Source organism: Ruegeria sp. CDSB114, assembly GCF_059611025.1.
Genome location: NZ_JBXWOT010000004.1, coordinates 254,265 through 266,963, shown reverse-complemented (window position 1 = coordinate 266,963; position 12,699 = coordinate 254,265). Strand labels below are relative to the sequence as shown.

At 54.2% G+C, this 12,699-nt stretch carries 13 protein-coding genes and 1 pseudogene; 2 read left to right on the top strand and 12 right to left on the bottom strand.

The genetic code is table 11. From position 1 onward, the window contains the following. Window positions 1-20: 20 nt before the first annotated feature. From AC2FIP_RS12710 to ehuR, 11 genes are all read right to left on the bottom strand, one after another. Window positions 21-503: an Lrp/AsnC family transcriptional regulator gene (locus tag AC2FIP_RS12710; RefSeq protein WP_142637871.1), complete on the bottom strand. Its 483-nt coding sequence runs from the start codon at window positions 501-503 to the stop codon at window positions 21-23. 23 nt (window positions 504-526) lie between these two features. Beyond that, window positions 527-1,519 carry a N(2)-acetyl-L-2,4-diaminobutanoate deacetylase DoeB gene (gene doeB / locus AC2FIP_RS12705; protein ID WP_496696764.1) on the bottom strand — a complete coding sequence of 331 codons (993 nt, stop codon included), beginning with the start codon at window positions 1,517-1,519 and terminating at the stop codon, window positions 527-529. A 3-nt stretch (window positions 1,520-1,522) separates the two neighbouring features. After that, window positions 1,523-2,710: an ectoine hydrolase DoeA gene (gene doeA / locus AC2FIP_RS12700; protein ID WP_496689993.1), complete on the bottom strand. Its 1,188-nt coding sequence runs from the start codon at window positions 2,708-2,710 to the stop codon at window positions 1,523-1,525. Window positions 2,711-2,725: 15 nt separating this feature from the next. Then, window positions 2,726-3,718 carry an ectoine utilization protein EutC gene (gene eutC / locus AC2FIP_RS12695; RefSeq protein WP_496786685.1) on the bottom strand — a complete coding sequence of 331 codons (993 nt, stop codon included), beginning with the start codon at window positions 3,716-3,718 and terminating at the stop codon, window positions 2,726-2,728. A gap of 1 nt (window position 3,719) precedes the next feature. Continuing rightward, complete coding sequence (eutB, locus tag AC2FIP_RS12690; RefSeq protein ID WP_496786684.1) at window positions 3,720-4,709, bottom strand: hydroxyectoine utilization dehydratase EutB; 990 nt, start codon at window positions 4,707-4,709, stop codon at window positions 3,720-3,722. Window positions 4,710-4,729: 20 nt separating this feature from the next. Then, entirely contained in the window at window positions 4,730-5,494 is a 765-nt protein-coding gene (eutA, locus tag AC2FIP_RS12685) for an ectoine utilization protein EutA (protein WP_496786682.1), read from the bottom strand. An 8-nt stretch (window positions 5,495-5,502) separates the two neighbouring features. Further along, window positions 5,503-5,940: a universal stress protein gene (locus AC2FIP_RS12680; protein WP_496701214.1), complete on the bottom strand. Its 438-nt coding sequence runs from the start codon at window positions 5,938-5,940 to the stop codon at window positions 5,503-5,505. Between the two features lie 12 nt (window positions 5,941-5,952). Next, a complete protein-coding gene (locus AC2FIP_RS12675; protein ID WP_282027707.1) occupies window positions 5,953-7,239 on the bottom strand; it encodes a TRAP transporter large permease in 1,287 nt (428 codons plus the stop codon). A gap of 2 nt (window positions 7,240-7,241) precedes the next feature. Then, complete coding sequence (locus AC2FIP_RS12670) at window positions 7,242-7,814, bottom strand: TRAP transporter small permease (protein ID WP_142637854.1); 573 nt, start codon at window positions 7,812-7,814, stop codon at window positions 7,242-7,244. Window positions 7,815-7,952: 138 nt separating this feature from the next. After that, on the bottom strand, window positions 7,953-8,972 hold the full coding sequence (dctP, locus tag AC2FIP_RS12665) for a TRAP transporter substrate-binding protein DctP (RefSeq protein WP_496786681.1): 1,020 nt from the start codon (window positions 8,970-8,972) through the stop codon (window positions 7,953-7,955). A 95-nt stretch (window positions 8,973-9,067) separates the two neighbouring features. Beyond that, entirely contained in the window at window positions 9,068-10,462 is a 1,395-nt protein-coding gene (ehuR, locus tag AC2FIP_RS12660; RefSeq protein WP_496786680.1) for a MocR-like ectoine utilization transcription factor EhuR, read from the bottom strand. Window positions 10,463-10,605: 143 nt separating this feature from the next. Here ehuR and AC2FIP_RS12655 point away from each other — a divergent pair. Further along, window positions 10,606-10,862: pseudogene (locus AC2FIP_RS12655) on the top strand (site-specific integrase); the annotation flags it as partial. Between the two features lie 160 nt (window positions 10,863-11,022). Continuing rightward, the gene (locus tag AC2FIP_RS12650; RefSeq protein ID WP_496786678.1) at window positions 11,023-11,970 is read left to right on the top strand and encodes a DMT family transporter; all 948 of its coding nucleotides are present in this window, start codon (window positions 11,023-11,025) and stop codon (window positions 11,968-11,970) included. Window positions 11,971-12,073: 103 nt separating this feature from the next. Here the strand turns inward: AC2FIP_RS12650 and AC2FIP_RS12645 are convergent, their stop codons facing one another. After that, complete coding sequence (locus AC2FIP_RS12645; protein ID WP_496701220.1) at window positions 12,074-12,469, bottom strand: hypothetical protein; 396 nt, start codon at window positions 12,467-12,469, stop codon at window positions 12,074-12,076. Window positions 12,470-12,699: the final 230 nt, after the last annotated feature.

Genomic DNA, 12,699 nt, shown 5'->3' with positions numbered 1-12,699 from the left:
ACCATCTCTCAAGCAGAGGGTTACTCCTGCCATCCAGCAATGAGGGAAATCGGCGGAACGCCCTGACCCTTCACTGGTTTGGTGACAATATAGGTAAAATATTTTTCCAGACCTATGTCAGCATTGAGCATTTCATCAATCAGGCGTTGATAGGCATCGATATCGCGCGTCACGATTTGCAGGATGTAATCAAATCCTCCGCCAAGCGCCCAGCAGGCCAACACTTCTTCATAGCGTTGCATTGCGGCCTCAAAAGCCTGAAAGCTGGCGGCGGTATGATCGGACAGTTCGGCCGCAACAAAGACAGTTACATGTGGCCCAAGTTTGCGCAGGTTGATCTCGGCTCTATATCGCTTGATCAACCCGGCTTTTTCCAACTTTTTCAGCCGCTCCCAGCAGGGGGTGGGCGACAGGCCAACGCGGTCGGCCAAAGCCGTTTTTGTGATGCGCCCGTCGGTTGAAAGCACCCGTAGAATATCCAGATCGCGGGCGTCGAGCCGCATGGTCTCACCTCCGGGGAATAAAGTTATCCAACGTTCAACCCGATCACCGCCGCGCAATCGCCCGCTTTGATGAGACCGGGAAAGTGGCGACTGATCAAAAGGCCCGTAACTTTGGCACGGTATTCAATCGGGGCAATCCCGGTGCGATCAACGGGCCAAACGCGGGCCACAACATCGCCTTGGTTGACCTGTTCACCAAGATCAACCATCGGCTCGTAGAGGCCATCGTTTTCCGAGAACACGAAGCAGTTACCATCGGGCATATCCAGGCGCACGGTTGGATCAATCTGCATCTCGCCCTTCAGAATTCCTGCATGGATCAGCACATTGCGCAGGCCCTTTTTTGCAACAGCAATCGACTTGGCTGTTGCAGAGCCACCACCGCCCAATTCTGTTGAAACCAGAACCTTACCCATATCTTCGACCGCGGTGTCGTACATTCCGATATTGTCGATCTCCAGTAGCTGCACCGAATAGGGGGCATTAAAGGCGGCCATCGCGGCGAAACAGGCCGTTTCATTGGCTTTATCTTCAAGGATATGGGCCGCCGCGAAGGGCACGAAATCCAGCGTTTTTCCGCCCGAGTGAAAATCCACCGCAATATCGGTCATTGGCAAAAGAACGCGCTGGAAATAGTCGGCAATCTTTTCGGTTGGGGTGCCATCTGGCCGGCCCGGAAAAGCACGGTTCATATTGCCTTTGTCGATGGGGGACGTGCGTAACCCGGCGCGATAAGCGGGATAATTAAAGGCAGGCACGATGATCACACGTCCAGTGATGTCCTCGGGCTTTAGCGTAACCGTCAGTTCTTGCAACGCCACGGGCCCTTCATATTCATCGCCATGGTTGGCGCCGGTCAGCAAAGCCGTAGGCCCATCTCCGTTTTTGATAACCGTTAGCGGGATCATAATTGACCCCCATGCACTGTCATCCCGGCTGTAAGGCAGCCGTAGGAAACCGTGGTGGATACCATCGCTATCCAGCGGGATCGTCGGGGAAATTGGGTTGGGTGTCATTACTCAGTCCTTCACAACCATTTTGCGGGGCACGTTGGCCAGGCACTCATGGCCGGTTCTGGTGATGCGGATGCTTTCAGTAATCTCAAAACCCCAATCCTCCATCCAGAGGCCGGTCATGAAGTGCAGGGTCATGTTCTCCTGCAGAACCGTCTTGTCGCCAGGGCGAAGCGAGAAGGTCCGCTCGCCCCAGTCAGGCGGGTAGCTGACACCGATCGGGTAACCGGTGCGGTTATCTTTGGTGATCCCGTATTTCTTTAGCACGCTGAAGAAGGCAATGGCGACATCCTCGCAGAGGTTGCCCTCTTTTGCAGCCTCCAGCCCGGCCTCCATGCCCTCAAGCACAGCCTTTTCAGCGTCGAGGAATGTTTGCGTGGGCTTTCCAAGGAAGACCGTGCGCGACAACGGGCAGTGGTAGCGTTTGACGACACCTGCGATCTCGAAAAACGTGCCTTCGCCGGATTTCATTGGCTGATCGTCCCATGTCAAATGCGGGGCTGAGGCATCCGCGCCTGAGGGCAAAAGTGGCACCAGCGCAGGATAGTCTCCGCCCGCACCGATCTGTGCGTCATAGCGTAAGGCCGCATCATAGATTTCGGCCACCAGATCGCATTTGCGGATGCCCGGCTCGACCTTTTCAAAGATACGTTCATGCATACGGCCCACAATGCGGCCTGCTTGGCGCATGTATTCCAGCTCGGTTTCAGATTTTACCGCGCGCTGCCAGTTGACCAACGCAGTCGCATCGGAAAATTTGGCATTTGGCATGTGGTGCTGTAGCGCGGCAAAGGCCGCAGCTGTGAACCAGTAGTTGTCCATCTCAACGCCGATATGGCCCTTATCCAGCTTACGATCGGCCAGCTGTGCCGACAGGTAATCCATCGGGTGACGTTCGGTGGATTGTACATAATGGTCCGGGTAACCGATGATATTGGCGGGATCCATAAAGCAGGTGCGAAGCGCGCCATTGGCATCTTGTCCACGGCCGTACCAGACCGGCTCGCCAGTGAGACTCAGCACTACGCATTGATGCACGTAAAAAGACCAACCGTCATAGCCGGTCAACCAGTTCATGTTCGAAGGGTCCGTCACGATCAGAAGGTCAAGCCCACGTTCGGCCATGGCGGCGCGGGTTTTTGCAATGCGCTGGCTGAACTCATCGCGTGAGAAGTGGAGTTTTGGTTCTGGCATAGAATTAATCCGTTGTTAGCTTGAAAACGTGGTGCCTTTGCCTGAGTTTTCCGCGCGCTGGCGAGCAAGCGTGGCAATGGCGGTGTCTTGGACACCCGTACCTGTCAGGTCAGCAATAATGATGTCACTGTCGGATTGTCGCCCCGGCGCCTTGTCGGAGGTGATATCACCCAGTTCAGCAAACCTGCCATCAGCCGGGAAAATGCCTACCGCAATGGCGCTGCGCAGCTCGCCTTTGAGGGCGCATTGGGCTTGGCTGTCGGGCACATAGAGCGTTGCCTTGGCAAGACAACCCGGGTCAAGCTCGACCTTGTGTTCCTGATCCGAACCCATCGCAATGACAAGCTGCCCCGGTTGCAGCCAGTCCGCTTTGATCAGCGGAATGTCCGAAGGGGTTGTCGTGACGATGATATCTGCCGAGGACACGGCACCTGCCCTATCAGTGCTGGCCGTGACGTCGACCCCAAGTTCTTCGCGAAGGCTGGAAGCCAAGGTTTCGGCCTTGGCCGCATCCCGCGCCCAGATCACAGCGCTTTCGATGCCGCGCACAAGGGTCAGCGCCTTAAGTTGTAGCTTCGCCTGCACACCAGCACCGATGATACACGCGCGTGTCGCGTCCTCGCGCGCAAGGTGGCGCGCAGATACCGCTCCTGCAGCGGCGGTGCGCACATCCGTGAGATAACCATTATCCAGAAGCAAAGCTTCCAGGACGCCAGTGGTGCTTGAGAATAGCACCATCAAGCCTGATGTGCTGGGCAGGCCCAGCTTGGGATTATCGAAAAAGCCGGGACTCATCTTCATGGCAAAGCTGTCGATGCCCGGGACATAGGCTGACTTTACACATACCTCACCGTTATGATCTGGAACCATCAGTGTCATGATTGGCGGCATGACCACTTTGCCCCCGGCCAGTGTCGAAAAACCCTGTTCGATGCAGTCCACTGCATCGATATCGAGCGGCACCAGATCGCGCAATTCGGCTTCTGTCAGAATTTTAATCTGCGCCATTTTAGCCCTCCGCCGTCACATCTACATCTTCGCCGGAAATGATCCGGTGATGCAGCTGCATGTCGATGTTTTGCCCCGAGATCAGCGCGACGCACCTACCTGGGTCTTTGATTTTTCCCGCCAGAAGCGCGGCAATGCCGACACTGCCGGACCCTTCAATGATCTGACGTTCCTGCCAATAGGCGTGGCGGATGGCAGCAGCAATCTCGGTCTCGGTCACAAGAATCAGATCATCAACAAAGGCACGAGTCATGGCAAAAGTGTGCTGGTTGTCCAATCCAACCCCACCGCCCAGCGAGTCGGCCAGTGTCGACAGTTCTTCGACCAGAACCGGTTTCCCCGCCTTCTGGCTTTCATACATAGCCGCCCCGCGCTCCATCGAAATTCCGATAACGCGGACCTGCGGATTAACCGCCTTCATCACCATCCCGACGCCGGAAATCAGCCCGCCGCCCGACAGCGGCACCAGAACCGTTTCAAGATCCGGGGATTGTTCCAGCATTTCCAGTGCAACGGTGCTTTGCCCGGCAATGATATCGCGATGATCAAACGGGGGAAGCATGACCATCCCATCGGCGACCAGCCTGTCAACTTCTACCTGTGCGTCATCCTGAGAACGCCCGACAATGCGCACCTCTGCGCCTTGCGCCTTGATGCCGTCCACCTTGTTTTGCGGCACCAGTTCCGACATGCAGATGATGCAGCGCACCCCGGCCTGTTTCGCCGCATAGGCCAGCCCACGCCCGTGATTGCCGGTCGAGACGCCGACCACGCCCTTGGCGCGCTGCGCATCACTGAGCGACAACACAGCATTGGTTGCCCCCCGCAGCTTGAAACTGCCTGTGATCTGGCCTTGTTCTAATTTCAGGTGAATTTCGCCCCCCGTGGCTTTGCTGAGCGTGTCTGACGACACCGTCGGCGTGACCCGGATCGACTGTGCGATCCGCGCGCGCGCAGCAAAACTATCCTGAAGTGTGATTTCAGAGCTCATCTCTTGTCCTGACTTTTTTCCTATTTACTGAACAACATACCGCCCGCGGGATAATCCGAAGTAATCCCAAGATGCCTCATGCAGCGCCAAACCATCGCCTGATTGGAGGTAACAACCGGTTTGCCAAGCCGGGCCTCCAATTGTGCGACACATGGGGCGGCACGCACCGCCGTACAGGAAATAAAAAGCGCATCAGCATCGGGATCGCACGCAGCAACACCACCTTCGATAACGCTGTCCATTGAGACGCGCGCCATGTCGCGATCATCGGACAATCCAAAGCAAACAGCGTTCACCACGTCGAGGCCGTGTTGCGAGAAATAGGTGACCAGAGAATCCGTCACATCCTGCGTATAGGGCGTAAGAACGCTTACTTTTTTTACCCCCAAAGCCTCAAATGCATCAAAGGCTGCCGAGCTGGGTGTGACGCATGGCGTGCCCGGCTTTGCGCTGTTCATGTGCTCGGCCACTTTGTCGTTCCCCAAAACTACCGAAGCTGCCGTGCATCCATAGACCAATACATCTAGCGCCTCGCCAGGCAGGATCTCTGCTGCGGCATCGGTCAGCAGCGGCCCTGTCTTCAAAAGGCTTTCATGTGTGGTTGGGTTTTCAAACCCGATCCGGTTTACATATACGCCCACATCATGCCCTTGCAGAATGCGTGCGAAGTCAGTTTCCGTCGTATGATCCGTGGCCAGCGTGACCAACCCGATACGATGTGTGACAGGGCGAGCATCCAGCGCGAGAGCCACAGACGAGGTCGAAGATTGTATATCCAAAGCCATTGCCATCCTCACACCACCAGAACCGGGCATTGCGCAAGGCTGGTCACTTTGTGAGAGACGCTGCCCAGCAAATAGCCCTCAATCGATCCCAATCCCCGGCTGCCCATGACGATCAGGTCATTCTCATGTTCTTTGGAAAAGCTGACGATAGTCCGCGCCGTTGGCCCGCCTTTGACAAAGGCCCGGATGCTCTCGCACCCTGCCTCGTGCGCAATGGACGCGCCGCGTTCAGCAGTTTCCTTTGCGTGATCGCGCATGATCCCGTCAATATCATCGGGCTTTTCTGCATCGATGACATACATCGATCCTTCCAGTATCGAATGATGACGGTAGAGCGTCAGTACCAACATTTCCGCATCACACAACTTAGCCAATTCAGCGGCTTTGCGAAGGGCGGCCTCTGATCCTTCAGACCCGTCGAAAGCAGCGAGTATTGATTTGAACATTTGTCGCTCCTTTTATTTGTTAAAGGCGATGTCGCGCAAAAACAGTGCCACCTGCGGGAAGAAGATCATCAAGACCGAGACACTCAAAAGCATGATCACGAAAGGCGGCGTTCCTCTGATTACTTCCAGATAGGGACGTTTGAACACCGCAACCGCTGTGAAGATATCGCATCCGAACGGCGGGGTGGCCGAGCCGATGGCGGCCTGCAATGTGATCAAAGTGCCGACCAGAATTGGGTCCAGCCCGGTTTTCTCGACCACGGGCGCAAAGATCGGAACAAAGATCAAGATGACCACGATGGGATCCACGAACATACAGCCGATGAAGAACGCAATCGCAATTGTGAATAGGACGCCGATCTGCCCCATTTCATCAATGCCAAGAGCGCCCAATATCTGTTGCGGTATCTGCGCGAATGACAGAACCCAGGCAAAGGCAGCACCTGCACCCACCAAAATAAAAACTACCGCCGTTACCATGCCCGTTGACAGGGCGACCTGGTATAGGCCGGTGATTTTCATTGTTTTGAAAATGAAGACTTCCAGCAACACCGCATAGGCCACGCTGATTGCTGCGGCTTCGGTCGGGCTGAAAACGCCGAAGAAGATGCCGCCGATGATCAGAACCGGGAAACCCAGCGGCCACAAGGCCCGTTTCACCGCTGCCGCGCGTTCGCACCATGTGGCGGCCGGTTCAGTGGGGACGTCATTTATTTTGGCGTAGATCATACTGTAGACCGAGAACATGAACAGGATTAACAATCCGGGCCCTATGCCCGCGATGAACAGTTCAGGGATGGAGGCCTTGGCAACTACACCGTAGATGATCATCCCAATACTGGGCGGGATCAGGAACGCGATGTCACTTGAGTTGACGATCAGGGCCAAAATGAAAGAATCCTTGTAGCCACCTTTCAGCATTCGGGGCCTGAGTGGCGTTCCCACCGCAACGACCGTGGCTTGGGTGGACCCGGACACGGCACCGAACAATGCGCAAGCCGCAGCTGTACTGACGGCCAACCCCCCTCGAACATGGCGAACAAAGGCCATGACCATATCAATCAGCCGCCCTGCGGACTGGCCACGTGTCATGATATCCGCTGCCAGAATGAACATAGGCACGGCGATCAATGAAGAGGGCCGGATACCACCCAACATTTGCTGAATCATAAACTCGGTTTTGTCGATTGTGCCAAACAACTCGATCACGCCGATGAACGCGCCGGCAATGAGGGGTACCATCATCGGGAAACCCATAAGCAGCAGGACAACCATTGCGGAAAACATCAAGAGTGCCATGGTTAAAGCTCCACTTCCAGTTCCCGCGCATCTGCTTCTCGCAGATCAGTTGACAGGTAGATTTCAGGTTCCTGAAGATTTTTGATGAAAGTGAGCGCGTATTGAACCCCGGTCACAAACAGCCCAATCGGCACCCAGATGTAGCTGAGATAAACAGGGAATCCGAGGGCAGGATAGACCCGCCCCTTGGCGTACATGCTGATGATGTATTGCACAGCGTACCACGCCAAGAGCAGCAACAGCACAGCGGTGACTCCCGTGACTACAACCATCAAGATTTTTCTGACCCGTTCGGGTAACGCGTCTGAGATGGCGGACATGCGGATATGCCGACCATGGCGCGCGGCGTAGCCGATACCAGCAAATGTCACCAACAATATGAATATACTGTTCAACTCTTCGGCGAATATAATGGAGTGGTTGAAAACAAACCGGCTGATGACATTTGCGATGGTGTTGACTGCCATCAGAATGACGCCTGTGGCCATGATCACCCGCTCAAGCGCAGCGATCCCCTTGTCAATGCCATCAACAATTCCGGCAAGGCCCGACTTTTTCTGCGTCGTTTCGCTCATATTCCCCCCGAACATTCGCAATATAGGCTGATCGCCGGTTTACTATTTCCAAATTGCAGGCCCGAACTATGGTTCTGGGCCTGCACCGATTTTTCAGATGAACACATCGCAAACGTGATGGATGCCTGTGGCAAAGCGCTACTGCTGCGCAGCCGCTAGATCCTTCTTCATTTGCTCGAGGATGGCAGCGCCACGTTCGCCCGCTCTTTCGACAAAGGCTGCTTCGACCGCTTTTGCACGTTCTTTAAAGGGTGCACGCTCTTCCTCGGTTAGCCGGTTTATTGTGTAACCCGGATTGCTCTCCTGAATTTTTGCCAGACCGGTTGCATCCAGTTCGACGGCAACATCAAGAATATAATCGAGTGCGACTTGCGACGCATTCTGAACAAGTTCTTTGTCCGTATCGCTTAGCGCGTCGTAAAACTCTGCATTTGCCATCACAGCAGTCGTGTACTGACCATGTCCGGTATAGGTCATCACATTAGTCAGGTTATCCAGATCATAGGCCTCGATCCAAATTGCCGGGTTTTCTTGCCCGTCAACCATTTTAGTTTTCAGTCCGCCGATCAGCTCGCCCCAAGGCATAGCAATCGGGGAAGCGCCAAAGGCCGTGTAAGTCTCCAAAAGCAATGGTGAGGTCATGGTCCGAATTTTCATACCTTCCAAATCGGCAGGTGTCCGAAATTCCTCCATTGTAGTGACCACCATTTCACCTTCCGGGAACACCGACAACAATTCCAGTCCCTGTTCGCGATAGATGTCGTGGAACATCTCGTTCACAGCGACGCCTTCTTTGAAAAACTTGCGCACGACTTGAGGGTCCGTCGGCTGGATATATGGCACCAGAAAGGCTTCGGCCTCTGGGATCAACGCACCGGTGAAACCTGGAGATTGATCAATGAACTGCAGCAATCCAGCCTGGGCCTGCTCCATGGCGTCGGCCGATTCACCAAGCGTACCCACAGGATAAATCTGGACTGTGTGATCCGAGTTGGCTTCGATTTCCTCTTTGAACTTGGTGGCGTACAGGCCTTGCGGATCTGTCAGCCCCTCTTCCATAGCATAGCGCCAATTGTCCGCATAAGCGGCAGTTGAGGTTAGCAATGCAGCAGCAAGGGGTGCGCAGACGCGCAGGGCAAAACGTGCAGTCTTGGTCATCATATCCTCCCAGATATCACCTTCTTTGTTAGTGATGTTCCACCACATCCCGAAGATTGTACTGCGAGTCAATTATTATATTGTTGCGCTACATTCTAATAAGCGAATTGCGGCAAAGGCTCGCGTGGGCGCAAAAGTAAACCGGCCAGAAGCTTCAGAGCTTGGCGAAAACGTTCGATTTCGCGAATGCTTCCCACCGAAATGCGCACTGCATTTGTTGCGGTAGCCTTGGGAGAAAGGAATGGGCTTTCGGGGGACACCGCAACATTTAGTTCGCGGGCATGGGCGACAAAACTGTTGGAATCCCAATCTGGAGGGAGCTGCAACCAAAGATGCAAACTGGCCGGATGGCCCGTCCATTTAAAACCAGCAAGCTCTTGCGTTGCTATATGATACCGCTTGACAATTTCCGCGCGCTGCCAATCCGCCAGCGCTTGTGCTGTGCCATCTTCCACCCAGCGTGAGGCAAGTTCGCAGATCAGCGGCGTTGCCATCCAACCAAATACAATCAGTCTCGCTGTCAATGCAGGAAGCAAATGGTCCGGAGCAACGGCATAACCCGCACGCAACCCGCTGACCGTGCATTTGGTGAACGTTGTCAGGTAGACCGACAGTTCTGGTGCGAACATCGAAACAGGCGGCTGGCGATCCGCTGCGACCGGACCAAACGCATCGTTTTCAATAATATGCAGCCTATGTTTGCGGGCGATTGCAGCAATTTGGCGCCGACGTTCCTCTGGCATCATATGTACATTAGGATTGGCAAGAGATGGTAATAAATACAATGCCTTAGGCGACTTATCAACGCACGCCCTTTCCAATGCATCGGGCAGGATTCCGTGCTCATCAGTTTCAAGGCCAACATGTCGGTATCCGAAATATGCGACACTCGAAACCAAGAGGTGATGCGTGACCATATCTGACAGAATGACGTCGCCAGGACGCAATATCGCAGACATTGCTGCCGACATTCCATGCGTTACCCCGTTCGTCATGAGGACTGAATCTGCATTTGTCTCAAGGCCGCAATGTGAAAGCCATTTGACTCCCGTTTTTCGGTGAGTTTCGTGGCCTACATTCGGGCGTGTAGAAAGATATATGGCCGGGTCGAGCCCGGCATGCAAAGTCCTCAGCGTAGATTGCATCGCCTCAACATGCAGGCCATTAAACAAGGGGCGCGAAATCGACATGTCGAACAAGTTTCGAGGTTCTGACTCCAACTTGAATGGCTGTCCGTCGGTTTTGTCAGTGTCGACAACATAGCTGCCACGCCCAATCTGACCATCGATCAGGTTTTGGCGACGCAGAATGTCGTAAGCTTTGCTGACGGTATTAACGCTCAACCTCAGGTCATCGGCCAGTTTCCGGTGTGTGGGTAATTTCTGTCCCGGTGACAAACTGCCGTCTTCGATCGCGCCTGCAATCATCGTGGCAAGGCTCGTATGCAGCGGTGAACTCAGCGTATCTCGGGATGGTTTCCAATTTGTCATGCGACAATAGTAACCAATTCGAATTCGCGAACAAGCAGATCAATCACAAAGAGCTTCACAGGGGTCGGAATTACAGCTTTTTGTATGTGTCTCCCTTGAAAAGAAAGTAATGGCTGTGACCGTGGGTCTATCACTTGGTTTTCCTGCACATCTCAACACGCCAGTATGCGCGGATTGTCCGGGACTGGATGAAGCCCATTGGCTTCGAGGCCAGCGCCTACGGAACTCCTTCAATGCGCCGAACCAAAGTCGCGCAGTTCTACAAGAAAAGACGGGAAATCTTCGGGCGATTCAGTTGCTCTTGGGTCATGCAAAGATGGTAAGCACGGTTCGGCATCTGAGCGTCGAGCTTGAAGACGTCTTTACCATCGCAGCCGCAATCGAGATCAAGAGCTTGTAGACCAATTTTGAACCGGCCATCTGCTGCTGCGCAGCTCATCGAACCTGCTGTTCGCTGCTTGCGCAAATTCTAATCCACCCCCAACTCGCGAGTTGGGAGATTTTTGCTCTGCGTCGCATAGAGAACAGACACGCATTTAGCGACGTTTCTACAAGATGAGATGTCCTCGGCTGATTCCATACCTCAATCTACGGATCGCATCCTTGCAGGAGTTGCACTGATGCTTGGATTTTGCCTCACCGCTCCTTTGCTGGACGTAGCTGCAAAACTCGCGTCGGCTAGCGTACCAGTTGGGCAGATTACGGCTGCTCGCTTTGTAGTGCAGTGCGTGTTGATGGCCCCGTTCGTCTGGATAATGAGGCTGTCGTTGCATGTAGCGCGAGGCAAATTGATCGTACTGGCATTCCGCTCATTACTTTTGCTGTTCGCAACTTTTTGCTTCATTGCTGCCATCCGTGTGATGCCACTCGCCGATGCGTTGGCAATCGTGTTTGTGGCCCCGTTCATTGTCTTGTTGGTTGGTAAGTTTTACCTTGGTGAAGACGTAGGTCCGCGTCGTGTCGGGGCAGCTCTTGTCGGGTTTGTTGGGGTAATGTTCGTCATCCAGCCCAGTTTCGCGGCCTTCGGCGCGGTTGCAATAATTCCGCTTGGTACGGCAGTTGCTTTCGCTTTCTACATTCTTGTGACGCGAGGATTGTCACGTCGGATGCATCCCGTGGCTCTGCAATTCCACACTGGCCTGATTGCCAGCCTGTTTTCCATTCCAATCTTAATATTTGCGCAAGGCTCTGGTTCGGAGCTGTTCGATCCTGTTTGGCCGACAGACATCGCTTTGTTGTGGCTGTTGGGAGCTGGTTTTTTTGCAACGGTGAGCCACATGATGATGACCTATGCGCTTTCGTTCGCGCCTTCAGCCACATTGGCACCTTTGCAGTACTTTGAGCTGCCGGTAGCGACCCTGTTCGGCTATCTTGTCTTCAATGACTTCCCGAACACGCTTAGCCTACTTGGTATTGCAATCATCATCAGTGCAGGGTTGTACATGATTCATCGCGAAAGAGTCGTAGCCAGACAATTGGTCACAGAACGTGCAGCACCTCCAATCTAAAACTACTCTCTCTCGCGGCCCATTTCAGACATTCAAGCAAAGCAGAATTTGGGATGACCGCTTCCGCCGAGTTAGCCCCGGTACATTGCACAACATCGGACGGCTACGGCCCTTCGCAAACCAGCGGGAAGGCACCGATTTCCGGAATCGTGAGCGTGCCTACAGTGACGGATTTGTCTCCTTCGACAGCGGTTATCAATCGAACCGAGGCAACGATCCGACTGTATTCGGGATCGGCAAAGTCGATTACAGTACGCATATCGACATCGGCCCCCTGTGCCACGATGATTGGTATCGCACCATCGACTTCAGTAAGGCTCCAGTGTTTGCCGTCTGCGTGAATGGTCGCGCTTACGACTGCGAGACCAGGGACAGTTCCCAATCCGACATCAAATACAGCGCCTGATCCATCAGGGGCCTCGCAATACAGCCCGACAGTTGCGAATGCCGAGGTTGCCGAGAGGAGAGCTAAGAGCGCCAGTGCAGTAGTTCTGATCATGAACTTTCCTTTTCGTTCGCAATCCGGTCAAAATATATCTTTGGTTCAAAGTTCTCAATAAGCGCGTCTGAACGCAGGTCAAAGAAGCAGAAACACCGGCACCCTCAAACCACTACGTTGCCCCAAATTAATGGCACCGCACGGCTGGAACTTGGCTGGTTCCAGTGAGATTCTGCGCGTCGGAGCGGACATCCAACTTCAGCGCAGCAGCGAAAGCAAAGATTTGCATC